The 24,341-nt window shown below is 63.7% G+C and carries 24 protein-coding genes and 1 pseudogene; 17 read left to right on the top strand and 8 right to left on the bottom strand.

From position 1 onward, the window contains the following. The first annotated feature begins 133 nt into the window (after positions 1–133). Together HMPREF3173_RS22215 and trmA are read left to right on the top strand one after the other, a co-directional pair. The gene (locus HMPREF3173_RS22215; protein ID WP_043208412.1) at positions 134–1,429 is read left to right on the top strand and encodes an NCS2 family permease; all 1,296 of its coding nucleotides are present in this window, start codon (positions 134–136) and stop codon (positions 1,427–1,429) included. Beyond that, on the top strand, positions 1,426–2,511 hold the full coding sequence (gene trmA, locus HMPREF3173_RS22210) for a tRNA (uridine(54)-C5)-methyltransferase TrmA (protein ID WP_070576808.1): 1,086 nt from the start codon (positions 1,426–1,428) through the stop codon (positions 2,509–2,511). The genes HMPREF3173_RS22215 and trmA overlap by 4 nt, the downstream gene beginning before the upstream one ends. A gap of 40 nt (positions 2,512–2,551) precedes the next feature. On the opposite strand, the gene pcaG is transcribed toward trmA, so the two are convergent. After that, positions 2,552–3,157 carry a protocatechuate 3,4-dioxygenase subunit alpha gene (pcaG, locus tag HMPREF3173_RS22205; RefSeq protein ID WP_043208409.1) on the bottom strand — a complete coding sequence of 202 codons (606 nt, stop codon included), beginning with the start codon at positions 3,155–3,157 and terminating at the stop codon, positions 2,552–2,554. Between the two features lie 9 nt (positions 3,158–3,166). After that, the gene (pcaH, locus tag HMPREF3173_RS22200) at positions 3,167–3,886 is read right to left on the bottom strand and encodes a protocatechuate 3,4-dioxygenase subunit beta (RefSeq protein WP_070576805.1); all 720 of its coding nucleotides are present in this window, start codon (positions 3,884–3,886) and stop codon (positions 3,167–3,169) included. Between the two features lie 199 nt (positions 3,887–4,085). Between pcaH and HMPREF3173_RS22195 the strand changes: the two genes are divergently transcribed. The 3 genes and pseudogenes from HMPREF3173_RS22195 (at position 4,086) to HMPREF3173_RS25390 (ending at position 7,186) form a co-directional block, all read left to right on the top strand. Beyond that, positions 4,086–4,970 (top strand): KPN_02809 family neutral zinc metallopeptidase, encoded by an 885-nt coding sequence (locus HMPREF3173_RS22195; protein ID WP_070576802.1) that lies wholly within the window; start codon positions 4,086–4,088, stop codon positions 4,968–4,970. Positions 4,971–5,176: 206 nt separating this feature from the next. Next, positions 5,177–6,331: pseudogene (locus tag HMPREF3173_RS25395) on the top strand (methyl-accepting chemotaxis protein); the annotation flags it as partial. Continuing rightward, positions 6,323–7,186: a methyl-accepting chemotaxis protein gene (locus tag HMPREF3173_RS25390; RefSeq protein WP_371906718.1), complete on the top strand. Its 864-nt coding sequence runs from the start codon at positions 6,323–6,325 to the stop codon at positions 7,184–7,186. The pseudogene HMPREF3173_RS25395 and the gene HMPREF3173_RS25390, both read left to right, overlap by 9 nt. Positions 7,187–7,328: 142 nt before the next feature. On the opposite strand, the gene ggt is transcribed toward HMPREF3173_RS25390, so the two are convergent. The 3 genes from ggt to HMPREF3173_RS22175 all read right to left on the bottom strand — a co-directional run bounded on the left by ggt (position 7,329) and on the right by HMPREF3173_RS22175 (position 10,749). Next, positions 7,329–8,996: a gamma-glutamyltransferase gene (ggt, locus tag HMPREF3173_RS22185; RefSeq protein ID WP_070576795.1), complete on the bottom strand. Its 1,668-nt coding sequence runs from the start codon at positions 8,994–8,996 to the stop codon at positions 7,329–7,331. A gap of 118 nt (positions 8,997–9,114) precedes the next feature. Further along, complete coding sequence (locus HMPREF3173_RS22180; protein WP_070576792.1) at positions 9,115–10,011, bottom strand: LysR family transcriptional regulator; 897 nt, start codon at positions 10,009–10,011, stop codon at positions 9,115–9,117. Positions 10,012–10,158: 147 nt separating this feature from the next. After that, positions 10,159–10,749, bottom strand: coding sequence for an NADPH:quinone oxidoreductase MdaB (locus HMPREF3173_RS22175; protein ID WP_070576789.1), 591 nt, complete (start codon positions 10,747–10,749; stop codon positions 10,159–10,161). 190 nt (positions 10,750–10,939) lie between these two features. Between HMPREF3173_RS22175 and HMPREF3173_RS22170 the strand changes: the two genes are divergently transcribed. Continuing rightward, positions 10,940–11,254 (top strand): putative quinol monooxygenase, encoded by a 315-nt coding sequence (locus HMPREF3173_RS22170; protein WP_043208396.1) that lies wholly within the window; start codon positions 10,940–10,942, stop codon positions 11,252–11,254. Here the strand turns inward: HMPREF3173_RS22170 and HMPREF3173_RS22165 are convergent. Continuing rightward, on the bottom strand, positions 11,244–12,008 hold the full coding sequence (locus tag HMPREF3173_RS22165; RefSeq protein ID WP_043208394.1) for a sulfite exporter TauE/SafE family protein: 765 nt from the start codon (positions 12,006–12,008) through the stop codon (positions 11,244–11,246). The two genes, HMPREF3173_RS22170 and HMPREF3173_RS22165, sit on opposite strands and share 11 nt — an antisense overlap. A gap of 77 nt (positions 12,009–12,085) precedes the next feature. Between HMPREF3173_RS22165 and HMPREF3173_RS22160 the strand changes: the two genes are divergently transcribed. From HMPREF3173_RS22160 to HMPREF3173_RS22110, 11 genes are all read left to right on the top strand, one after another. Next, the gene (locus tag HMPREF3173_RS22160) at positions 12,086–12,970 is read left to right on the top strand and encodes a LysR substrate-binding domain-containing protein (RefSeq protein ID WP_070576786.1); all 885 of its coding nucleotides are present in this window, start codon (positions 12,086–12,088) and stop codon (positions 12,968–12,970) included. Between the two features lie 147 nt (positions 12,971–13,117). Further along, positions 13,118–13,513 (top strand): hypothetical protein, encoded by a 396-nt coding sequence (locus HMPREF3173_RS22155; protein ID WP_070576783.1) that lies wholly within the window; start codon positions 13,118–13,120, stop codon positions 13,511–13,513. A gap of 81 nt (positions 13,514–13,594) precedes the next feature. Then, entirely contained in the window at positions 13,595–14,200 is a 606-nt protein-coding gene (locus HMPREF3173_RS22150) for a CDP-alcohol phosphatidyltransferase family protein (RefSeq protein WP_070577120.1), read from the top strand. Between the two features lie 30 nt (positions 14,201–14,230). Continuing rightward, positions 14,231–15,979: a bifunctional alpha/beta hydrolase/class I SAM-dependent methyltransferase gene (locus HMPREF3173_RS22145; protein WP_070576779.1), complete on the top strand. Its 1,749-nt coding sequence runs from the start codon at positions 14,231–14,233 to the stop codon at positions 15,977–15,979. Next, on the top strand, positions 15,979–17,337 hold the full coding sequence (locus tag HMPREF3173_RS22140) for a phosphatase PAP2/dual specificity phosphatase family protein (protein ID WP_070576776.1): 1,359 nt from the start codon (positions 15,979–15,981) through the stop codon (positions 17,335–17,337). The genes HMPREF3173_RS22145 and HMPREF3173_RS22140 overlap by 1 nt, the downstream gene beginning before the upstream one ends. Then, the gene (locus HMPREF3173_RS22135) at positions 17,334–17,762 is read left to right on the top strand and encodes a hypothetical protein (RefSeq protein WP_070576773.1); all 429 of its coding nucleotides are present in this window, start codon (positions 17,334–17,336) and stop codon (positions 17,760–17,762) included. Before HMPREF3173_RS22140 ends, HMPREF3173_RS22135 begins: the two co-directional genes overlap by 4 nt. A gap of 10 nt (positions 17,763–17,772) precedes the next feature. Further along, positions 17,773–18,396, top strand: a complete 624-nt coding sequence (locus HMPREF3173_RS22130; protein WP_070576770.1) for a lysophospholipid acyltransferase family protein — start codon at positions 17,773–17,775, stop codon at positions 18,394–18,396. A gap of 1 nt (position 18,397) precedes the next feature. Then, complete coding sequence (locus tag HMPREF3173_RS22125) at positions 18,398–19,330, top strand: phosphatidate cytidylyltransferase (RefSeq protein ID WP_070576767.1); 933 nt, start codon at positions 18,398–18,400, stop codon at positions 19,328–19,330. Positions 19,331–19,462: 132 nt separating this feature from the next. Beyond that, a complete protein-coding gene (gene dmeF / locus HMPREF3173_RS22120) occupies positions 19,463–20,395 on the top strand; it encodes a CDF family Co(II)/Ni(II) efflux transporter DmeF (RefSeq protein WP_070576765.1) in 933 nt (310 codons plus the stop codon). 36 nt (positions 20,396–20,431) lie between these two features. Beyond that, positions 20,432–21,190 (top strand): aminoglycoside adenylyltransferase family protein, encoded by a 759-nt coding sequence (locus HMPREF3173_RS22115; RefSeq protein WP_070576762.1) that lies wholly within the window; start codon positions 20,432–20,434, stop codon positions 21,188–21,190. 96 nt (positions 21,191–21,286) lie between these two features. Beyond that, complete coding sequence (locus HMPREF3173_RS22110; RefSeq protein ID WP_043215260.1) at positions 21,287–21,631, top strand: cupin domain-containing protein; 345 nt, start codon at positions 21,287–21,289, stop codon at positions 21,629–21,631. 205 nt (positions 21,632–21,836) lie between these two features. Here the strand turns inward: HMPREF3173_RS22110 and mmsB are convergent, their stop codons facing one another. After that, positions 21,837–22,724, bottom strand: a complete 888-nt coding sequence (mmsB, locus tag HMPREF3173_RS22105) for a 3-hydroxyisobutyrate dehydrogenase (RefSeq protein ID WP_043215258.1) — start codon at positions 22,722–22,724, stop codon at positions 21,837–21,839. A 10-nt stretch (positions 22,725–22,734) separates the two neighbouring features. Then, positions 22,735–24,261: a CoA-acylating methylmalonate-semialdehyde dehydrogenase gene (locus tag HMPREF3173_RS22100; protein WP_070576759.1), complete on the bottom strand. Its 1,527-nt coding sequence runs from the start codon at positions 24,259–24,261 to the stop codon at positions 22,735–22,737. Positions 24,262–24,341: the final 80 nt, after the last annotated feature.

Genomic DNA, 24,341 nt, shown 5'->3' with positions numbered 1-24,341 from the left:
GCCCTCGCCCCCCATACTGGTATCATGCGCGGCTTTTTTGTGCCCCACACAAATGCAGGCATCGTCGACGGTCTGTGCTTTGCTGATTGGGGACGATTCAATCGCGGCGCCGGGGGCGCCTTGGGGAGCGGGCATGCTGGACAGGCTGTTTCAACTAAAAGCACACAACACCAACGTGCGCACCGAGATTCTCGCGGGCGTCACCACCTTCCTGGCCATGGCCTACATCCTGTTCGTCAACCCGAGCATCCTCGGCGAGACCGGCATGGACAAGGGCGCGATCTTCGTCGCCACCTGCCTTGCCGCAGCCATCGGCTCGGTGACCATGGGCCTGATCGCCAACTACCCTATCGCCCTGGCACCGGGCATGGGCCTGAACGCGTTCTTCACCTACACCGTGGTCCTGCACATGGGGCACACCTGGCAAGTGGCGCTGGGCGCGGTCTTCCTCTCGGCAGTGCTGTTCTTCCTATTGTCGATCTTCCGCATCCGCGAATGGATCGTGAACAGCATCCCGCTGCCGCTGCGCTCGGCCATCGCTGCCGGTATCGGCCTGTTCCTGGCGCTGATCGCCCTGCACAACGCCGGCATCGTCGTGGACAACCCGGCCACCCTGGTGGGCCTGGGGGACCTCAAGCAACCTGCACCGATCTTGGCGACCCTGGGCTTCTTCCTGATCGTGGCCCTGGAGGCCATGAAAGTCCGCGGCGCGGTGCTGATCGGCATCCTGGCAGTGACCCTGGCCTCGATCCTGATGGGCGTGACGCCCTTCGGCGGCGTGGTGTCCATGCCGCCATCGCTGGCCCCGACGTTCCTGCAACTGGACATCAAGGGCGCCTTGGACGTCGGCCTGATCAGCGTGATCTTCGCCTTCCTGTTCGTCGACCTGTTCGACAACTCCGGCACCTTGATCGGCGTGGCCAAACGCGCCGGCCTGATGGGCAAGGACGGCCACATGCCGAAGATGGGCCGCGCCCTGATCGCCGACAGCACCGCCGCCATGGCCGGCTCGCTGCTGGGCACCTCGACCACCACCAGCTACATCGAATCCGCAGCCGGCGTGAGCGCCGGTGGCCGCACGGGCCTGACCGCCATCGTGGTCGCCATCCTGTTCCTGCTGGCGCTGTTCTTCGCGCCGCTGGCAGGTAGCGTACCGGCCTTCGCCACCGCCCCCGCACTGCTGTTCGTCGCGGTGCTGATGGCCTCGGGCCTGGCGGAAATAAACTGGGACGACGTCACCGAAGCTGCGCCCGTGGTGGTCACCGCCCTGGCCATGCCGCTGACCTACTCCATCGCCAACGGCATCGCCTTCGGCTTCATCGCCTGGACCGCCATCAAGCTGATCTCCGGTCGCTACCGCGACCTGAACTCGGCACTGGTGATCCTTTCCATCCTGTTCGTCATCAAGCTGGGCTGGTTCAACGCATGAGTGCTGTCTTCGACCCTTCCGCCTATTCCACGCAGCTCGAGGGCAAAGTCGCCCGGCTGCGTGAGCTATTGGCGCCGTTCGGCGCGCCGGAGCCCGCCGTCTTCGATTCGCCGCGCGAGCACTACCGCCTGCGCGCCGAGTTTCGCCTGTGGCGCGAAGAGGGCCAGCGCCACTATGCGATGTTCGCCCCAGGCGAAAAACACAAGGCGATCCTGATCGATGACTTCCCCATCGCGAGCGAACGGATCAACGCATTGATGCCACGCCTGAAGGCCGCCTGGCAGGCCAGCGAGGAACTGGGCAACCGCCTGTTCCAAGTGGAGTTCCTCACCACGTTGGCCGGCGACGCCATGATCACGATGTGCTATCACCGCCCGCTCGATGACGCCTGGGAAGTCGCTGCTCGGCAATTGTCCGAGGATCTGGGCGTCAGCATCATCGGCCGCTCCAAGGGCAAGCGCCTGGTCATCGGTCGCGACTATGCCGTGGAAAAACTCAACGTGGCCGGCCGCCTGTTCAGCTATCGCCAGCCAGAAGGCGCTTTCACCCAACCCAACGGCGCGGTGAACCAAAAGATGCTGAGCTGGGCTTACGAGGCTATCGGCGAGCGTGACGATGACCTGCTGGAGCTGTATTGCGGCAACGGCAACTTCACCCTGCCGCTGGCCACCCGCGTGCGCCAGGTGCTGGCCACCGAAATCAGCAAGACCTCGGTCAATGCCGCGCTGAGCAACCTGGATGAGAACGCCGTGGAAAATGTGCGCCTGGTGCGCTTGTCGGCCGAAGAGCTGACCCAGGCACTGAACGAGGTGCGCCCGTTCCGTCGTCTTGAAGGCATCGACCTGAAAAGCTACGACTTCGGCACCGTGTTCGTCGACCCGCCACGCGCCGGCATGGACCCGGACACCTGCGAGCTGACTCGCCGCTTCGAGCGGATCCTGTACATCTCGTGCAACCCCGAGACGCTGGCAGCCAACATCGCCCAATTGCAGGACACTCATCGCATCGAGCGCTGCGCGCTGTTCGACCAGTTCCCCTACACCCACCACATGGAAAGCGGCGTACTGCTGGTTCGGCGTTGAGTTTCAGAACCTGGGGCTGCACTGCAGCCCCAGAGTTCACTCAGAAGTCGAAGAACACCGTCTCCCCTTCCCCCTGGATACGGATATCGAAACGATACGCCGTCTTCCCGTCCACCTCGCAACGCCGAGCGATCAGCGTCTCGCGCCGTTGCGGCTGCTCGATCAGGTTGAGCACCGGGCACTGGGCATTGGCCTGGGCCTCATCGTCGAAATACAACCGGGTGTGCAGGTGGATGTTGATCCCCCGCGCGAACAGGCTGAGGTTGATGTGCGGCGCCATGGGCACCCCGGCGGCATTGTTCACCACGCCTGGCTTGACCGTGTGCAGGGTCCACTCACCGGCATCGAAGGTGGTGGCGGTACGGCCAAAGCTGTTGAAGGCGTTCTCGTGGTGGTACTGGTCCTGGTATTCACCGTTGGCATCGGCCTGCCAGAACTCCAGGAACGAGTCGCGCACCAGGTGCCCATTGCCGTCGTACACATGACCGATCAACAGGATGTGCTCACCTGGCGCGTCAGGCTTGGCCAGGCGATTCCAGATTTCCTGGTCGCGGGTGGGGTTGCCGGCCGCTTCCAGGGCCAGGCCAATGTGCACATAGGGGCCGGCGGTCTGAGAAGGGGTTTCCGGCAGCAGTTCGATAGGCATGACGGGTCCTCAGCAGTTTTCGAAGTGGGTCTTGCGCTGGCCGCGCAGCACGATGTCGAAGCGATACGCCAGGCAGTCCATGGGGTTGGCGTTGCTCATGTCGAGCTTGGCGATCAGGCGCTGCACCGCGTCGGGGTTGGCGATCGACTTGACGATCGGGCACAGCGGGATCAGCGGGTCGCCTTCGAAGTACAGCTGGGTGATCAAGCGGGTGGCGATCGACGGGCCACTGACCGACACATGGATGTGCGCCGGGCGCCAGTCGTTGGGGCCATTGCGCCACGGATAAGGCCCTGGCTTGATGGTGCGAAAACTGTAGTAGCCGTCACGGTCGGTCAGGCTGCGGCCGACACCACCGAAGTTCGGGTCCAGCGGCGCCAGGTAGCGGTCATTCTTGTGGCGGTAACGGCCACCGGCGTTGGCTTGCCACATCTCAACCAAGGTGTTGGGCACCGGCTGGCCGTACTGATCGACCACCCGGCCTGCGACGATGATGCGCTCACCGATCGGCAGACCGCCGTGGTTGAAGTTGAGCAACAGATCGTTGTCGTGAGGGCCGAAGCCCAGGTGGGAAAAGTCCGGCCCGGTGCTTTCGCTGATCGACTGCGGGATGCTGACCAGCGCCTGGCGTGGCGAGCGGGCCACGGAGGTTTTGTAGTCAGGCGTGAGGGCCTTGGGGTGCCAGTTGCGATCACGGATCACGAAGCGGCTGGTGTCCTGGGCGGGCATGCCGTGTTCCTCTCTTGGAATTGTCGGGCACCTGTGCGTGGCAGGTGGACATGCAGTTTCAGATAGGTCACGGGGTATGAACATTGAAAACAACGTTACCTTACATAACCATATGGTTATGTATCTACAGATTGGCTGACACCCGAAACAGCCCTGAACTAATCTTTGTGCTCATGTTTCAGGCTCCGGAGAACATTACATGGAATGGCGAAAAGGCCGACGCAGCGACAATGTGGTCGATGCCCGAGGTGAAGGCGGTGGCGGCGGCATGCGTTTTGGCGGTGGCAAAGGGCTGGGGCTCGGCGCCATCTTGCTGATCGTCGGCATCGGCTGGATCACAGGGCAAGACCCGCTGCAGATCCTCGGCCAACTCGCCGGCCAGATGGAGCAGCAGCAACAGGCGCCGTCGGGCGCGGGCGGCAAGGCGCCACCGGCCAACGACGAGCAGGCCGAGTTCGTCGCCTCGATCCTGGGCGACACCGAGGATACCTGGAAGGCCTTGTTCGCCCAGGCCGGCAAGCAGTACCGCGATCCCAAACTGGTGCTGTTCAGTGGCCAGGTGAATTCCGCCTGTGGTTTCGCCTCCTCGGCGGTCGGGCCGTTCTACTGTCCGGCAGACCAGCGGGTATATCTGGACATGACCTTCTTCCGCGAGATGGAAACCCGTTTTGCCGCCGCCGGTGACTTCGCCCAGGCTTATGTGATCGCCCACGAGATCGGTCATCACGTGCAGACCTTGCTGGGCGTCTCGGCCAAGGTCGACGCGGCGCGGCGCAACGGCCAACGCATGGAAGGCGACAACGGCCTGCTGGTGCGCCAGGAATTGCAGGCCGACTGCCTGGCAGGCGTCTGGGCCTACCAGGCGCAAAAGCGCCTGAACTGGCTCGAACCTGGCGATGTGGAAGAAGCCCTGAATGCCGCCAACGCCATCGGCGACGACCGCCTCCAGCAGCAGGGCCAGGGCCGTGTGGTGCCAGACTCCTTCACCCATGGCACCTCGCAGCAGCGGGTGCGCTGGTTCAAGACCGGCTTCTCCAGCGGGGATGTGAACCGCTGCGATACCTTCGGCACACGCAGCCTCTGACAGACAGGGCCGCCCTGCGGCCCCCTCTCAGGCTTCGCCCTTTCCCACAAACTTCCAGCCATCTTCACCGCTGTAGAAGCTGCCAAAGCCTTCGATAGGCTGCGACGTCGCCGCCTACCATCTCCAAAACGCAAACGTTTTCAGTAGGTTACAAATCTGCTGAAAAAGCGTTTCAGCTTCGCTCGATCTTGCCGATAACCCCTGGCATGAATCAGCGGGCGCCGATAACAACAATGCCCAGCGATTGGAGATCAAGCGAGCGAAATCAATTTTCTGGAGAGCGTGCCATGAACGGCTGGTTTGCCAATATCAGCGTCAACCTCAAACTCGGATTGGGCTTCGGCCTGGTCCTGCTTCTGACCGGCCTTCTGGCCCTGACCGGCTGGACCAGCCTGGGCAGCCTGATCGACCGCAGCAACTGGATGAGCGACATCACCAAGCTCAACAGTGACCTGACCAACCTTCGCGTGGCGCGCCTGCAGTACATGCTGACCAACGGCGACGACACCTCGGCCGCCAACGTGCTGGACAAGCTCGATGCTTTCGGTGCCCAGCAACAGCATCTGGTCAATACCTTCAAAAGCCCAGAAAACCTCAAGCTACTGCGCGAGCAGGGCGAGACCATCGCCAAGTACCGGGTCTCGCTGGAGAAGATGCGCAAGGCCTACAAAACCGGCCTCGCCGCGCGAGAAGCCCTGAACCAGAACGCCCGCCAGGCCAGCGAGGCGCTCGCCGCCATCGAGGCCGTCAGCCGCGACGCGTTGGCGCGCACTTCCGGCGACACAGCCACCCTGCAGCAGTTCCTGGCCATCAGCCAGGCCAAGGAACAGCTCGTCCAGCTGCGCCTGGACGTGCGCAGCTATATCGCGGACCTCACCAGCGATGCCGAACAGACCGTCACCCGTCAGGTTGAAAAAACCTTGGTGGAGATCGACAACCTCAAGCGCCACCTGCCTGGGGAGACCGCCCGAATCCAGGCGTTCGAGTCGGCCATGAGCGGCTATCGCGATGCACTGCGTCAGTTCCGCGATGCCAACGCCGAAGTCGGCGTGGCCCGTGCGGAAATGACCGTAGAAGGCGCCGATATCGTCAAACGCAGCGACCAGCTGTACCAGATCCAACTGGACCGTCGCGACAGCGAAAGCGCCCAGGCCCGCAGCCTGCAGACCATCGCCACCTTGCTGGCCCTGCTGGTCGGCGTGCTTGCAGCATTCCTCATCACCCGCCAGATCACCCGCCCCCTGCGCGAGACCTTGGACGTGGTGGAAAAAATCGCCAATGGCGATCTGACCCAGAACCTGCGCGTCACTCGCCGCGATGAACTCGGCGCGCTGCAGCAAGGCATCGCGCGCATGGGCACGACCCTGCGCGAATTGATCACCGGCATCCGCGATGGCGTCACCCAGATCGCCAGCGCTGCCGAGGAACTGTCGGCGGTGACCGAGCAGACCAGCGCCGGCGCCAACAGCCAGAAAGTCGAGACCGACCAGGTGGCCACCGCCATGCACGAAATGGCGGCCACCGTACAGGAAGTGGCACGCAACGCCGAGCAAGCCTCCCATGCCGCGACTGGCGCCGATCAAGAAGCCCGTGCAGGTGATCGCGTGGTAGGCGAGGCGATCAACCAGATCGAACGCCTGGCCTCGGAAGTGCACCGTTCCACCGAAGCCATGAGCCTGCTGCAGCAGGAAAGCCAGAAGATCGGCAGCGTCATGGACGTGATCAAATCGGTGGCCGAGCAGACCAACCTGCTGGCGCTGAACGCCGCCATCGAAGCCGCACGCGCCGGGGAAGCCGGCCGCGGTTTTGCGGTGGTCGCCGATGAAGTCCGCGGCCTGGCCCAGCGTACCCAGCAGTCCACCGAGGAAATCGAAGGGCTGGTGGCAAGCCTGCAAAATGGCACCCAACAGGTGGCTGATGTGATGAACGACAGCCGCAGCCTGACCGACAGCAGCGTTGAGCTGGCGCGCAAGGCTGGCGCTTCGCTTGAGAACATCACCCGTACGGTGTCGAACATCCAGTCGATGAACCAACAGATCGCCGCCGCCGCCGAGCAGCAGAGTGCCGTGGCCGAAGAAATCAGCCGCAGCATCCTGAATGTGCGTGATGTGTCGGAGCAGACCGCTACCGCGAGTGACGAGACCGCCGCCTCGAGTGTCGAGCTGGCGCGCCTGGGCGGACATCTGCAGACACTGGTCAGCCAGTTCCGCGTCTGACCTGAGATTCATAGAGCCCTTCGCGGGTGAGCCCACTTCCACAGAGGCGGCGGTGTCGTTAGAACAGCGCACCCTGTGGGAGCGGGTTTACCCGCGAATGCGTCAGGCCAGGCAACCTTGCATGACCTGACGCACCATCGGCTTACTTGACGATCATCCCTACCCCTCGCCCGCGCGGGTCAGAGGCAGTCTCGAGCTTCTCGCCGGTCACCCGGATCGCCTGGATGTCGCCCATCTCCCAGCCCTGGTCCTCCAGCACGTAACCCATTTTCTTCAGCTCATCGGCCACCTGGCCGGTCAGTGGCGCATAGCTGTCGAAATAGATGGTGTCCTTGGGCAGCAGTTGGTGATGCACGCGCTGCGCCGCCACGGCTTTTTCAAGCGGCATGTCGTAGTCGTACAGGTTGTTCATCACCTGGAAGATCGAGGTGAAGATCCGCGAACCACCGGGTGTGCCGAGCACCAGCGCCACCTTGTCGTCACGGGTCACCAGGCTGGGACTCATCGACGACAGCATGCGCTTGCCTGGCTCGATGGCATTGGCATCGCCGCCTACCACGCCGAAGGCATTGGCTGCGCCCGGCTTGGCGCTGAAGTCGTCCATTTCGTCGTTGAGCAAGAAGCCTGCGCCCTTGACCACCACGCCGCTGCCGTAATCGAGGTTCAGGGTGTAGGTGTTGCTCACCGCATTGCCCTGCTTGTCCACGATGGAGAAGTGCGTGGTCTGGTGCGGCTCCAGGCCCGGCTTGACCTTATCGGTGTCGGAGATGGCGTTTGGGTTGACCTGGGCGGCACGCTTGGCGAGGTAGTCCTTGGCGATCAACTGGTCGACCGGCACCTTGGTGAAAGCCGGGTCACCCAGATAGTCGGCACGGTCGGCGAACACACGCTTCTCGATCTCCGAAAGCAGGTGGATGTACTTGGCCGAGTTGTGCGCCACACCCTTGAAGTCCGCCGCGCGGTCTTCCTTGATGCCCAGCAACTGGGCCAGGGCCACGCCTCCAGAGCTAGGTGGCGGTGCGGTGTAGACAACATTGCCACGCCAGCTGATCGCCATTGGCTGACGCCACACGGCTTTGTAATCCTTGAGGTCGGCCTTGGTGATCAGGCCTTTATCGGCCTGCATCTGCGCCACCAGCAAGTCGGCGGTCTTGCCCTGGTAGAACTCGCTGACGCCCTTGTCGGCGATTCGCTCCAAGGTCTGGGCGAGCTCAGGCTGCTTGAACAGCTCACCTACCTTCATGTTGCCGAAGTAGTCGTTGAAGTTGGTGGCGGTCTTGAACATGCCTTGGGCATCGTTGCGGTACTGGTACTGCTTCTGGGCGACTTTGAAACCGTTCTTGGCATAGCCGATGGCGGGGGTCAGCAGTTCGCTCCAGGGCAGCTTGCCGAATTTCTTGTGGGCCTCCCAAAGGCCCATCACCGTACCTGGCACACCAGCGGCACGGGCTCCGACCAGGCTGAGGTTCTCGATGACCTCGCCTTTTTCGTCGAGGTACATGTTGCGACTGGCCGCCTTGGGCGCCACTTCGCGGTAATCGAGGAAATACGGCTTGCCATCGACGAACAGGGTCATGAAGCCGCCGCCACCGATGTTGCCGGCTTCAGGGTAGGTCACCGCCAGGGTGAAGGCCGTGGCCACGGCGGCATCCACTGCATTACCGCCCCTCTTAAGAATGTCGGCGGCCACCTGTGCGCCATATTGATCGGGTGCGGCCACCGCGCCACCCTCCAGGGTGACCGCAAAGGCGGACGAACAGCTCAGGATCGCGGCCCCGAGGGCCATGGACTGGAACATGACGATACGCATGCGCACTTCCTTGGTGTTGTTTTTGTTGATCAGTCATTAAGGCCGAAGCCGTTCGACTAAGCAAACACCCGGGGAAGATTGCGCCGCCCCTGCACAGGTCCTGTCGTGTTCAGGCAACTCAGCAGGCGTACATCGCCAGCTTCTTCTGAATGAAATCCAGGAAGCATTGGATACGCAGGGCCAACTGGGTATTGCGGTAGTACACCGCATGGATTGGCTGGCGATAACCGTTATTGAACTCGCCCAGCACCACCTGCAAGCGGCCGGTGCGGATGTCCTCATGGGTCATGAAGTGCGAGAGGCTGACAATGCCCTCTCCCGCCAAGGCCAGCTGACGCAAGGTTTCGCCGCTGGAGGCAATCAGACTGGGACGGATCTGCCAGTAATCACCTTGGGCATGGCGCAGCGGCCAGCGGTTGAGCGACTCCGGCTGGCTGAAACCAAGCAGCGAATGCGCGTTCAGCTCCTCGACCTTCTCTGGCGTGCCATGGCGCGCCAGGTACTCGGGGCTCGCCAGCACCTGGATCGGGCTGCACCCCAGGGCGCGGGCATGCAGGCTGGAATCAGCAAGGTCGCCGATGCGGATGGCAACGTCGGTGCTTTGCTCGAGCAGGTCGATGATCAGATCGTCCGTGTTGAGTTCCAGCTCGATGCCAGGGTACTGGCGACGAAACTCACCAATCCACGGCAGGATGGCATGCAGCATGAACGGCGCCGCGGCATTGATGCGCAGACGCCCGGAAGGCGTCTGGTTGTGCATCGATAGGTGCTCTTCCATGTCGTCCATCTGCTCGAGGATCTGCCGCGAACGCTCCAGGAAAAAACGCCCTTCCTCGGTCAGGTCCATCCGCCGGGTGGTGCGGTTGACCAACGTGGTGCCGAGCTTACCCTCGAGCCGTGACAACGTGCGGCTGACAGCCGACGGCGTCTGGCCGATCTGCTCGGCAGCGGCGGAAATCGAGCCGCAGTCGATCACAGCGACGAATACCTGGAGCTCTTCGGATCGGGTTTTCACGTATCAGGCCTGTATCGGAGAATGCCGTGATTGATAGCGGGTGACAGAGATTCATGCAAGGCGCCCATCGCAGTCCAGGGCTGCTTCCGACGCACGTTGGAGAGCGCTGACCGAGCCTGCGAGGGGCTGCACCACAGCCTTAGCCCTTCACTGGGCCTTGCCGAACACCTTGTCCAGATGGGCTTCATAGGCTGCCACCGCCGCCGGCACATCCGGACGCTTCATCACGTCCACTGCCAGGAAAGTCGGCAGGCCGGTCATGCCCAGGAACTGGTTGGCCTTGTGGAACGGGAAATACACCGCATCCACACCTTTGCCCTCGAAGAAGTCGCTCGGATCGTCGAAGGCTTGCTGTGGGGCGTTCCAGGTGAGCGAAAGCATGTACTGCTTGCCCTGGATCAGACCACCGCTGCCGTACTTCTGCGAGGCGTCGGAGCGGGTGCGGCCATCGTTGGCGTACAGGCTGCCGTGGCCTGCGGTGAAGACTTCATCGATGTACTGCTTGACGGTCCACGGCGCGCCCATCCACCAGCCGGGCATCTGCCAGATCACGACATCAGCCCAGAGAAACTTCTCGACTTCTTCCTGAACGTCGTAGCCACCATCGATGAAGGTCTGCTTCACGTCGAAACCTGCGCGGTCCAGATGGGCCAGTGCAACCTCGTGCAGGGTCGTGTTAAGACGACCGTCGGAATGGGCGAAGCGTTTGCCGCCGTTGAGCAGAAGAATCTTTTTCATGGGAGCCTCCGATAAGGGGACCCGAGGCTGTCGGCCACCGGTCACGTCAAGTTCGATGGCGGCAGATTAGGCATCCGGGAAGCTGAGAAAAAGCGCTCGAACGGCAAAATACATTTGCGCTCGAATCACGAATTGAACATACATTATTGCTTTAAAATTCTTCCCATCTTTTAACCCACGAGGCCAGTCCATGACCGAGCAATACGCGTTCATTCTCAAAGCTAAGACCCGCCCGGAAAAAGCCGAGGCTTTCGAGCGGTTGTTCCGCGCCTATGTCGAGCCGAGCCGCCAGGAGCCGGGCTGCATCGAGTACCACATGCTGCGCGACAAGCAGGACCCCAGCCTGTTCGTGTTCTATGAGGTCTGGGCCAGCAAGGCCGACCTGGATGTGCATTCGGCCCTGCCGCACATGCGCGAATTCTTCGAACAGCGCATGGATTACCTGGAGCGCGATTTCGACATCCAGCTGATCGAGATGCTCAGCCCTTGCTCGGCTAGCCGTTGAGCAGCAGGTGCCCGCCCAGCAGCGCCAGGCCGATGAAGAAACAGCGCTTGAACACCTGCGCGCTGATGCGCTGACGCAACCACTGGCCGCCAAGCATCCCCAACAGGGCGGGCACCAACATCAACAGTGACGCGCCAAGCGTCTGTCCGCCGAGGGCATCCTGACCGGCCAGGCCCAAGGCCAGCGCCAGCGTGGACACCGTGAACGACAGGCCCAGGGCCTGGACCATCTCGTCACGCGACAAGCCCAGGCTTTGCAGGTAAGGCACCGCCGGCATCACGAACACGCCCGTCGCCGCCGTCACCAGGCCGGTCACCAGGCCGCACAACGGTCCCAGCCACACTTCCCATGCGGGCCGCACCTTCATCGTTGGCCCCGACAGCCCGTATACGGCATACAGCAGCAACGCCCCACCCAGCGCATGAGCGGCCCAAGGTCCACTGTCGATACCCAGCCAGGCACTGCCGATCAGGGTGCCGGCCAGAATCATCAGCAACAACGGGCCCAGGCGACGCAGCAATCCACGCAAATGCCCCCCTGAGGCCAACTGCCAGAGGTTGGTGACGGTGGAAGGAAGGATCAGCAGTGCGGCAGCCTGCGACGGTGCCATAGCCAGACCGAGCAGGCCCATGGCGATGGTCGGCAGGCCCAGGCCAATCACCCCCTTGACCGCACCGGCCAGCAAAAAGGTCATCGCCACCAGCAACCACAATGCCGGGCCCATATCCTGATAAAACGCCAAGAAAGTCTTCATGGCGCCAGAATGACGCCTCGGCGCCTGGCTGAAAATCTGCCATATACTCAGCCAGACTCTTGCCAGGACAGAGGCTGATGCATTTCGACCTGACCGACCTCCAGCTGTTTCGCCACACCGCCGAGTGCGGCAACATCACCGCCGGCGCGCGTCGCAGCCACCTGTCGCTGCCCGCCGCCAGCGCCCGCATCCGCGCCATGGAAGCCTCGCTCGGCATCGCACTGCTGGAGCGCAATCGCCGTGGCGTACTGCCCACACCCGCCGGCCAGGCCCTGTTGCAGCATGCCCGGCTGATCAGCCAGCAGGTCGAACGCCTGCAATACGATCTGGCCCAGTACGCCCAAGGCCAATATGGCCAAGTGCGCCTGTTGTGCAACACCGCCGCGCTGACCGAATACCTACCCGAGCTGCTGGCCGCCTATCTGTGCGGCCATCCCGGTGTCAGCGTCGATGTTCAGGAAATGCCAAGTCTGCGCATCGTGCAATCGATCACCCAGGGCATGGCCGACCTGGGCATCATCTCTACCGCCGCACCCAACGAGCACCTGCAGACTCGTCCCTTTCGCGACGATCCGCTGGTACTGGCGATGCCCATCGCTCATCCCCTGACGGAGCAGGCCGCGCCGACTTTCATCGACAGCCTCGCCCACGGCCATGTCGGGTTGGGTGCCAACAGCGCCCTGGCCCTGCATCTGGAGGAACAAGCCCTGCGGGAAGGGCGGCGCATGCTGGTACGGGTGCGTGCAGAAGGATTCGACGGGGTGATTCGCATGGTTGCCGGCGGCGCCGGGGTAGCGGTGGTGCCGTTGGCATCGGTGCGACGCTGGGAAGGGGTATTGCCACTGCGCTGGATCGCATTGCCCGAGCCTTGGGCCAACCGTCGACTGTTACTGTGCGCCCGGGATTTCGGAGCATTGCCAGGGTATGCCGCCGCTTTGGTGAAACAACTGGAGGACAGCTGAAGCCTGCGCAGGCTGGCCCCCCATCACCCCCACCGCGAAATCGAGACTCAACCTACAACCAACCCGGCACGGTCCTGGCGCGCCTGGCCCGGCATCTACGTTACAACCCCGAGCGAATGCGATGTTTCGTTTCCACGGGATGCCTTCATGAATCGACACGACAATCGCCTGTGTTCCAGTGACGATCTGGAGCGCCTGCTGCAGACGTTCGCACAGCGATATATCCGCAAGACATTCATCTCGCGCTTCATGCATGAAGCGAAGAAAAAACCCGAACAGCTGCATGCCCGGGTTTGCCATAGTCCTGAGCAGCTGTTCCATGGCGGCCTCAAAGGCTCCCCGCAATGCTTGCCTGCCACAGGGGAATTCCTGACATTGGAGAATACGGGCTTCAAGGTCGGTACCTGGGAGCACTGCGAGGCGGACCTTCTGGTTTGTTTCGGCGGCCTGGTCATTGCGCAGGGAGGTGCCTGGTTCTGGGCACGCAGCGAACCGACAAGGCAACGGCCGGGCAACGAATACCACGGCATGCCGCACCGTTGAAGGTCATCAACGTCCCCCTTGCCGCCCACCTGGCTCATTCCTCACAATCGGGTCATGTCGCGCCATGAAAGGGAGTTCAACGTGCCGTCGATCTATCAACTCAAACCCCGTTTCCAGGCCCTGTTGCGCCCTGGCGTAAAGCGCCTGTACGCGCGGGGCGTCACCGCCAATCAAGTCACCGTGGCAGCCGCATTGGTGTCGGTACTGCTGGGCCTGTTGCTGACCTGGCAGCACGATGTGACCGGGCTGTTCATCCTGGTGCCGGTGTGGATGCTGCTGCGCATGGCCCTCAATGCCGTCGACGGCATGCTGGCGCGGGAGTTCGGCCAGCAATCGAAGCTTGGGGCTTACCTCAACGAGCTGTGCGACGTGGTCGCCGATGCGGCGCTGTACCTGCCATTCGCCCTGTTGCCGGGGGTATCACCGGCGCTGGTGGTGCTGGTGGTCGTGAGCGCGGTCATCAGCGAGTACGCCGGCGTGATGGGGCCGCTGGCGGGGGCTTCGCGGCGATACGACGGGCCCATGGGCAAGAGCGACCGGGCCTTCGCCTTTGGTGTGCTGGGCACCGGGATCGCTTTCGGGGTGCTGAGCGCAGCATGGATCGACGGCCTGCTGCTGGTCATCCTCGCACTCTCGCTCTATACCCTCTACAACCGGGTTCGCCAAGGCCTGGCCGAAACTCGCTGACCTCTTCGCCGCCGGACAAGGACCTTCCCCATGCGCCAAGCGCAATCGCTGCACTTCTGCACCCATGATGGCGTCGAGCTGCATTACCGCTATTGGCCCGCCACCCGTAACGAATACCAGCCACGCCGGGCGGTGGTGATGTTCCACCGCGGCCACGAACACGGCGGGCGCATGGCCCATCTGGCCGACGAGCTGGACATGCCCGGCTACGACTTTTTCGCCTGGGACGCCCGGGGCCATGGCCAGTCACCCGGAGCACGTGGCGACAGCCCAGGCTTTGCCACCAGCGTGCGGGACGTGCAGACCTTCATCGAGCATGTCCGCGACAGCCATGGCATCGCCGAGGCGGACATGGTGGTACTGGCCCAGAGCGTGGGCGCGGTGCTGGTGGCGACCTGGGCCCATGACTACGCGCCGAAAGTGCGCTGCCTGGTGCTGGCCTCGCCGGCCTTCAAGGTCAAGCTTTACGTGCCGTTCGCTCGCCCAGGCCTGAAGCTGCTCAAGGCATTGCGCGGCAATTTCTTCGTCAACAGCTACGTCAAGCCACGCCTGCTGACCCACGACCCGGAGCGGGTCATGTCCTACCTGGCCGACCCGCTGATCAGCCGGCCGATCTCGGTGACCATGCTGCTGGGCCTGTATGAAGCGGCCGACCGAGTGGTCGCCGATGCCCAAGCGATCCAGGTGCCGACCCAGATGCTGGTGTCCGGTGCCGACCTTGTGGTCGAACGCAAACCCCAGGAGCGCTTCTTCGAGCGTCTGGGCAGTGCGCGCAAGGAGATGCATGTTCTCCCAGGCTTTTTCCACGACACCCTCGGCGAGCGCGACCGAGCCCACGCCCTGGCGCGGATCCAGCGCTTCGTTGCGCACTGCTTCGATACCCCCGCACCGGTGCCCTCGCTGCTCGATGCCGACAAGAGCGGCCCCAGCTGCGCTGAAGCCGAAAGCCTGGCCGCGCCGCTACCTCGCAACTCGCCCCGCGATCTCTACTGGCGGGCCACCCGTGCCGGACTGCGCTTGGGCAAGGGTTTCTCGGAGGGGGTGAAGCTGGGCTTCGACACTGGCTTCGATTCGGGCAGCACCTTGGACTACGTGTATCGCAACCAGCCCAGCGGCAAAGGCAAGCTGGGTGAGCTGATCGACCAGAACTACCTCAACGCCATCGGCTGGCGCGGCATCCGCCAACGCAAGCTGCATGTGGAAGAACTGCTGCGCGAAGCCATCCGCCGCCTGCGCGAGCAGCAGCGCCCGGTGCACATCGTCGACATCGCGGCAGGCCACGGTCGCTACATCCTCGAAGCGCTGCAGGAGCGGATGCCCGACTCGATCCTGCTGCGCGACTACAGCGAGCTGAACGTCCAGCAAGGCAGCGCCTTGATCGCCGAGAAGGGCCTGACCGAGGTGGCCCGCTTCGTCCAGGGCGATGCCTTCGACCGCCAGAGCCTGGCCAGTCTCGATCCGCACCCGACCCTGGCAGTGGTGTCCGGCCTCTATGAGCTGTTCGCCAGCAATGATCTGGTGGGCAGTTCCCTGGCGGGCCTGGCCGATGCTGTCCAGCCGGGCGGCTATCTTGTGTACACCGGCCAGCCCTGGCACCCGCAACTGGAGATGATCGCCCGCGCCCTGACCAGCCACCGCGATGGCCAAGCCTGGGTGATGCGTCGGCGCAGCCAGGCGGAGATGGACCAGTTAGTGGAGGCAGCAGGTTTTCGCAAGATCGCCCAGCGCATCGATGAGTGGGGCATCTTCAGTGTCAGCCTGGCGCAACGGGTGGATTGATGGCCCGCGAACCCGGCTTGATCCGCCGAGGCGTGCTCTGGCTATTGCTGCTGGGGCCGTTCTTCTTTCTCAGCTATGGGCTGGTCAACAACCACACCGCCACTCGCGACGACGTCGGCAGCCTGGTGTTCGGCTGGGAGGGGCAAACGCCTTTATGGCCGTGGACGATCGTGCCCTACTGGTCCATCGACCTGCTGTACGGGTTGTCCTTCCTGTTGCCGACCACCCGCCGGGAGATGGACCGCCACGCCCTGGCCCTGCTGACCGCGCAAGTGATCAGCGTCGGCTGCTTCTTGCTGTGGCCACTGCGCTTTACCTTCGAACGCCCAGCGCTGGACGGCCTGTTCGGTTGGCTGTTCGATGTGCTGATGGGGTTCGACAAGCCCTTCAACCAGGCCCCGTCACTGCACATCGCGCTGTTGGTAATCATCTGGACAATGTTTGCCCGTCATGTTCATCGCCAGCCTTGGCGCGGGCTGATGCATGGCTGGATGGCTTTGATCGGGGTATCGGTGCTGACCACCTGGCAGCATCATTTCATCGATCTGCCCACCGGGGCACTGGCGGGGCTGGTATGCGTCTGGCTGTGGCCGAGGGAGGGCGAGCTGCCGCTGCGGGCAGCACGCCTGGCCCGTGATCCTCGACGCTGGCGGCTTGCCCTGTATTACGGGGGCGGCGCGCTGTTGTGCGCGGTGCTGGCGCTGCAGTTGGCGGGCGCCTGGCTATGGCTGCTGTGGCCGGCGGTTTCGCTGCTGATGGTGGCGCTGAACTATGCCGTGTTCGGTGCCGGTGGATTCCAGAAAGGCGCGGATGGACGGCTATCCAATGCCGCCACTGGGTTGCTGGCACCCTATTTGTTAGGGGCCTCGATCAACTCGCGGCTCTGGACCCGCAAACGGCCACAGGCCGATGAGGTGTGCGATGGGGTATTTCTGGGGCGCATTCCCGGAGCCGGCGAGGCCTCCTCATTCAATGCCGCGCTGGACCTGACGGCTGAACTGCCGTGCTATGCCTGTGCCGGCGCTTTCGCGGGTAAACCCGCGAATGGGCCGGGCCAGACAATGCAGATGCCCGCACATTACACCTGCCTGCCCACCCTGGACCTGATCGTCCCGGATGCCAGCCTGCTCAGACAGGCCGCCGAGGCCATCGAATGCCTGCGTCAGCAGGGCCCGGTCCTGGTCTGCTGCGCCCTGGGCTACTCCCGCAGCGCCAGCGCGGTGGCCGCCTGGCTGGTGCACAGTGGCCGTTGCGCCAACGTTACCCAGGCCGAAGCGCTGATCCGCAAGGCCCGCCCCTCTGTCGTGTTACATCCCGGCCATCGCGTGGCACTCGAACAGCTGGAGGCCCAGCCATGAACCTGCATCTGGTGGCCAGCCTGCTGGGCCGTGGTCGACAGCTCGAGCGGCTGTCCGATGGCATCACCCTGTTGGCCCTGGCCTACGGCCTGGCACCCCTGGTGACACACCTGCCCCCGCTGGCCAGTGCGGTGTGCGCGGTGTTGCTGGGGCTGGGGCTGCTGCACAAGTACTGGGCAATCCGCGTAGCCTTGGACGCCGCGCTGTTCGCCCGGCTCGCCAGCAGCGCAGACCTCACCGCCGACACCCAAGTCTTGGATCGCGCCCTGTTTGATTTGAACCTCAAGCCCCACGCCCACGACGCACGCGACTGGCCCTCGCGCAGCCAAGGCGCGCTGGGCCTGCTGCGACGCCAGGCGCTGTGCCTCGCCGCGCAAGTCGTGCTAGCCCTGACTACCCTGCTGATACTCTCTTTCACCGGATAACCACCGCGCCATGTTCGCCGCCTTGACCGCCTTTGCCATCACCTCTGCCGCACGCCTGATCACCGGTGCCCGGGCTCTCTGGCTCGGCTGCACGCCGCACCCCAGGCAACGCCTGTATTTTGCCAACCACAGCAGCCATGGCGACTTCGTGCTGCTCTGGGCCTCGCTGCCCGAACCACTGCGCCGCCGTACACGCCCGGTCGCCGGGGCCGACTATTGGGCCAAGCCGGGCATCCGGGAGTTTCTGATCCGTAACGTGTTCGACGCCGTACTGATCGACCGCCAGCGCGGCGAGTCCAACGACAACCCACTGCAACCGGTGCTCGATGCCTTGGGCCAAGGCGATTCGCTGATCTTCTTCCCTGAAGGCACCCGCAATCTCAGCGATGAGCCACTGCTGCCGTTCAAGAGCGGCCTGTTCCACCTGGCCTCGGCCCACCCTGATATCGAGCTGGTGCCAGTGTGGATCGCCAACCTCAACCGCGTCATGCCCAAGGGCCGCGCCCTGCCCTTGCCGCTGCTGTGCACCTTGAGCTTCGGCGAACCCCTGCACCTGCTGCCTGACGAGAGCAAGCAGGCCTTTCTTGAGCGGGCCCGCCAGGCCCTGCTGAACCTGGCCCCGAAGGATGCCTGAGATGGACGACAACACCCTTTCCCTGTTCGCCGGCATCGGCGCCCTGCTCCTGCTCGCCAGCGTGATCGGCCGTCTACTCAAATGGCGCGCCGGCCCCGCGCCGCACGCCGTGATCGACAACCTCAACGCCCGCATCAACGCCTGGTGGGTGATGGTGCTGGTGATCGGCATCGCCTTCGTGTTCGGCAAGTACGGCGTGATCGTGCTGTTCTACTTCGTCTCGTTCTATGCCCTGCGCGAGTTCATGACCCTCACGCCCACCCGGCGCAGCGATTACCCGGCGTTGGTGGCGGCCTTCTACGTGGCGCTGCCGGTGCAGTACCTGTTGATCGCCATGGACTGGTACGGTTTGTTCAGCATCTTCATCCCGGTGTACCTGTTCCTGTTCCTGCCGATCCTGGCGAGCTTCGGTGGCGATACCACGCGCTTTCTCGAGCGCGCCTCCAAGGTGCAGTGGGGGTTGATGATCGCGGTGTACTGCCTGTCCTCGGTGCCGGCATTGATGACCTTGGACATTCCCGGTTATGAAGGTCGCAACCTGCTGCTGATCGCTTGGCTGATCCTGGTGGTGCAGATCAGCGATGTGTTGCAGTACGTCTGCGGCAAGCTGTTCGGCAAACGCAAGGTGGCACCCAACCTGTCGCCCTCCAAGACCGTCGAAGGGCTGGCCGGCGGCGTGGCCCTGGCCACACTGGTGGGCGCCTTGCTGTGCTGGATCACCCCGTTCAGCTTCTGGCAGGCGGCGCTGATGGCGTTGACGGTCAACGCCATGGGTTTCTTTGGCGGGCTGGTGATGTCGGCGATCAAGCGCGACCGCGGGGTGAAGGACTGGGGACACATGATCGAAGGCCACGGCGGCATGCTGGACCGCATGGACTCGGTGTGCTTCGCGGCGCCAGTGTTCTTCCACTTCGTGCGGTACTGGTGGGCCTAGGGCCTGTAAGGAGCTGCATCGTAGGCTTGGCTGCGCACTGGATGCTGGCGAAGCCTACGATGGGCTGTCAAACAGCCCCATAATGCTTCAGCGATACCCACGTGTTGGCCTGTCCTCAGGAGCAGATGAACCATGGTGACGCAAACCTCAAACAAGTGGCTGCACAACCATCAGTTCCATACCGGCAACCTCGGCGCCGAGCGCAAGACACGCCTGGCCGTGTGGCTCACGGCGGTGATGATGGTGGCGGAGATCGCCGGCGGCTGGTACTTCAACTCCATGGCGCTGCTGGCCGACGGCTGGCACATGAGCTCCCATGCCCTGGCCCTGGGGCTCTCACTGCTGGCGTACGCTGCCGCACGGCGCTACGCCCGCGACCGTCGCTTCGCCTTCGGCACGTGGAAGATCGAGATCCTCGGCGGCTACTCCAGCGCTTTGCTTCTGCTGGGCGTAGCCGGGCTCATGGCCTTCCAGTCGGTCGAGCGGCTGCTGACACCTGGGCCGATTCACTATGACCAAGCCATCACCCTTGCGGCACTCGGGCTTGCCGTGAACCTCGCCTGTGCCTGGCTGCTGCGCGACGATCACCATCACAATCACCACCATGGCCATCATCATGATCATCACCACCACCATGACCTGAACCTGCGATCGGCCTACCTGCACGTGATGGCCGACGCCGCGACCTCGGTGCTGGCGATCATTGCCCTGCTGTCCGGCAAGTTCTGGGGCGCCGGCTGGCTCGACCCGGTGATGGGCCTGGTGGGAGCGGTGCTGGTGGCGGTGTGGGCCAAAGGCCTGCTGCGTGACACCGGGCGGGTATTGCTGGACGCCGAGATGGACGCGCCCGTGGTCCAGGAGATCCGCGACGCCGTGGCGCAACTGTCGGTACCGGCCACCCTCACCGACTTGCACGTATGGCGTGTCGGCAAGGACCAATACGCCTGCATTCTCAGCCTGGCGGCGACGGGCTGTCTTAGCGCCGACACCGTACGCCAGGCACTGGCGGTCCATGAAGAACTGGCGCACATCACGGTCGAAGTCAACGCAATGGCCAACGCCTGAGGGTGATTGCTATGGTGTGCCCTCAGGAGGCGCACCATGACCGACCCACAACTGCTCGCAGCCCAGCAACTGCTTGCCCAGCACCTTGGCGACGCGTTGCAGGCCATCCACCTGTACGGCTCGGCCGTGGCCGGTGGATTGAGGCCGCACAGCGATCTCGACCTGCTGGTGACTGTGTCCCGACCGCTGTCCGACGCCACACGCCAGGGGTTGATGCGCGCGCTGCTGGATATTTCCGCACCACCCGGAGCAGACCCCAACCTGCGCGCCCTGGAGGTGACGCTGTTGGTGCGCGGCGACATCCATCCCTGGCGCTATCCGGCCCGCCGCGAGCTGCAATTCGGTGAGTGGCTGCGAGCATCGCTGCTGGCAGGCGAGGTCGAACCTGCCCAGCTCGACCCGGACCTGGCGATTCTGCTGACCAAGGCCCGCCAGCACAGCCTTTGCCTGGTGGGCGAAGCGGCTACGAGCTGGTTCGACCCGGTACCGCCCGCCGACCTGAAACAAGCCTTTGCCGACACCCTGGCCCAATGGAACACGCCTGAGGACTGGACCGGCGACGAGCACACCGTGGTGCTCGCCCTGGCGCGCATCTGGTACAGCCTGGCGACGGGGTCGATCGCGACCAAGGATGTAGCCGCCCAGTGGCTGCTGGAGCGTTTGCCAGACGCACATCAAGCGGTGCTGGCCAACGCGCGCGCCGCCTACCTGGGTACCGCGCCGGATCTGCTCGCCCAATGGCCGGAACAGGTCAACGCCTTCGTTCGTCATTGCAAGTCGCATATGCCCACATAGCGCATCCAGACACCTGGACGTCGAGCCCAGGCAACTCCAGCGCCAGCGCAGGCCCTATGGTGACGTGTCATTCAGCCACTTACCTGGGAACCTGCCATGTCCGACTTCATTACCGTCCTGCGCGAAACCTGCCCGACCCCGGCCCTGAACGCCACCCCGTGGAAGCGCATCGGCGGCAACCCGCAGACCGTCAACCTGAACGCCTACCTCTCTGCCGATGGCAGCAAGATCATGGGCACCTGGATCTGCACTCCCGGCAAGTTCGAGATCAACTACGAGAAGTGGGAGTTTTGCCACTTCCTCGAAGGCTACGTGATCATCACGCCGGAAGGTGAAGAGCCCAAGCACCTGAAGGCAGGCGACGTGTTCATCATCGAGCCAGGTCTCAAAGGCACCTGGGAAGTGGTCGAGACCGTGCGCAAGTACTTCGTCTTCGCCTGATGCCAAAGCCCTTTCGCAGGGCTTTGAATGGCGCAGCCAGTTCAACACGGCGCGTCCCTGTGGGAACGGGTTTACCCGCGCCCATAGACTGCACCACACCTGTAAAATCGAGCACGAAAAAAAATCGCGAGGCAGGTGCCCTTCCCTCTGGTGCGCAGTTACAGAGGGAAGGCCACCTGGCCCGCGATAAAGTTCACCTCGCTCGTCAATCCTTCTTGCGATAACTCTCGACGATCGCCGAAAAGTCCTTGCCGCCCTCGCCACGCAGGCTCATGGCCTGATAAAGCTGCTGCGCCACGGCGCCGAGGATCACCGGCTGGTGCGCCAGGCGCGCAGCCTCGGTGGCCAGCCCCAGGTCCTTGAGCATCAGCTCGGCGCCAAAGCCGCCGGTGTAGCCGCGCGAAGCCGGGGCGGTCTCGATGATGCCTGGCCAGGGGTTGTAGGTATCCGAACTCCAGCAACGCCCGGTGGAGCTGTTGATGATGCCGGCCAGCACCTTGGTGTCGATGCCCAGCGCATTGCCCAGGGCCATGGCTTCGGACACACCGATCATCGAAATGCCCAGCAGAAGGTTGTTGCAGATCTTGGCGATCTGTCCGGTACCCACCTCGCCGCAGTGCACGATGTTGCGCCCCATCTGTTCCAGTACCGGCTTGAGCGTGGCGAACAGCTCGGCGCTGGCACCGACCATGAAGGTCAAGGTACCCGCTGCCGCGCCACCGGTACCACCGGACACCGGCGCATCGCCCATGTCCACGCCCTTGGCCGCTGCGGCCTTGGACACTTCGCGGGCGGTCTGCGGATCGATCGTGCTGCAGTCCACGGTCGGTGTGCCCGGCCGTACACCCGCCAGCACGCCATCGTCACCCAGATAGACACTGCGCACGTGGGCCGCCGCCGGTAGCATGGTGATCACCAGGTCACTGCTGGCCGCCGCTTCCTTCGGCGAGGCGCTGACCTGCCCGCCCAGTTCGGCGAGCTCGGCCAGCACGGTCTTGTTCAGGTCGAACAGGTTCAGTTGATGCCCGGCCTTGATCAGGTTGCGGGCCATGGGCGCGCCCATGTTGCCCAGGCCGATGAATGCGATACGCATGACGAACTCCTTAGCGCAGGCTGATGGTGGTGTTCACACCGTCATTGACGCTGTCATCGTCGAACCAGCGGGCGGTGACGGTCTTGGTCTGAGTGTAGAACTGCACCACCTGCTTGCCGTACGGGCCCAGGTCGCCCAGCTTGGAGCCGCGCGAACCTGTGAAACTGAAGAACGGCACCGGCACGGGAATCGGAATATTGATGCCGACCTGGCCGATGTCGATCTCGCTCTGGAACTTGCGCGCTGCCGCACCGCTCTGGGTGAACAGGCCCGTTCCGTTGCCGAACGGGTTGGCATTGACCAGGGCGATGGCCTCGTCGAGGGTGTCGACTTCCAGGGTCACTAGCACCGGGCCGAAGATTTCCTGGGTGTAGATCTGCATGTCGGTGCGTACCCCTGAGAACAGGGTCGGGCCGACAAAGTTGCCCTGCTCGTAGCCCGGCACCTTGACGTCACGCCCGTCCAGTTCGAGCTTGGCGCCTTCGTTGATACCGCTTTCGATCAGCCCCAACACGCGCTCCTTGGCACGCTTGGAAACCACCGGGCCGACGTCGGTGCCCGGCTCGCAACCAGCATTGACCTTGAGCTTGCTGGCGGCTTCCTTGATGTCCGGCAGCCATTCGCGGGCCTTGCCTACCAACACCGCCACCGAGGTGGCCATGCAGCGCTGACCGGCCGCGCCGAAAGCAGCACCGACCAGGGCATTGATCGTCTGGGTACGGTTGGCGTCCGGCAGCACCACGGCGTGGTTCTTGGCGCCCATCATCGACTGCACGCGCTTGCCGTGCTGGCTACCCAGGTTGTACACGTGGGTGCCGACCTCGGTGGAACCGACGAAGGAAATCGCCTTGATGTCCTTGTGGGTGCAGATCGCATCCACCACCTGCTTGCCGCCATGCACTACGTTCAGCACACCGGCCGGTATGCCGGCTTCCAGGGCCAGTTCCACCAGCATCATGGTCGACAGTGGGTCCTGTTCGGACGGCTTGAGCACGAAGGTGTTGCCGCAAACGATGGCCATCGGGAACATCCACAGCGGAATCATCGCCGGGAAGTTGAACGGGGTGATGCCAGCGCATACGCCGATCGGTTGGCGCAGGGTATAGGTGTCCACGCCACCTGCAACGTTTTCGGCGAACTCGCCCATCTGCAGGGTGCCGATCGAGGCCGCGTGCTCGACCACCTCCAGGCCGCGGAAGATATCGCCTTCGGCATCGGCGAGGGTCTTGCCCTGCTCGGCACTGAGGGTCTGGGCGATACGCTTGGTGTGTTCGCGGATCAGCGCCTGCAGCTTGAGCATGATGCGCATGCGGGCACCTATGGGGGTGTCGCGCCAGCTGGCGAAGGCTCGCTGGGCCGCAGCCACGGCGGCGTCGACTTCCTCTACGGTGGCGAACGGCACCCGCGCCAGCACCTGCTGGGTGGCCGGGTTGACGATGTCGCGCCACTCGGTGGTCTTGGACTCGACCCACTGGCCGTCGATCAGCAGCTTGACCTGCTCGACCTTGGCCTGGTCGGGGGTATGGGGTGCGTTCATCTGCGCTCTCCTTGGAATTATTGTCGGAACGAGATCGCCAGCGCGCCGAGGCGGGGTGGCGCCGTGGGGCTTTTTTCGAG

Origin of the sequence: Pseudomonas sp. HMSC08G10, assembly GCF_001808425.1 — a bacterium.
Lineage (GTDB): Bacteria > Pseudomonadota > Gammaproteobacteria > Pseudomonadales > Pseudomonadaceae > Aquipseudomonas > Aquipseudomonas guariconensis.
The sequence above is the reverse complement of the archived record's forward strand: the minus strand, read 5'-3'. Positions and strand labels throughout refer to the sequence as shown.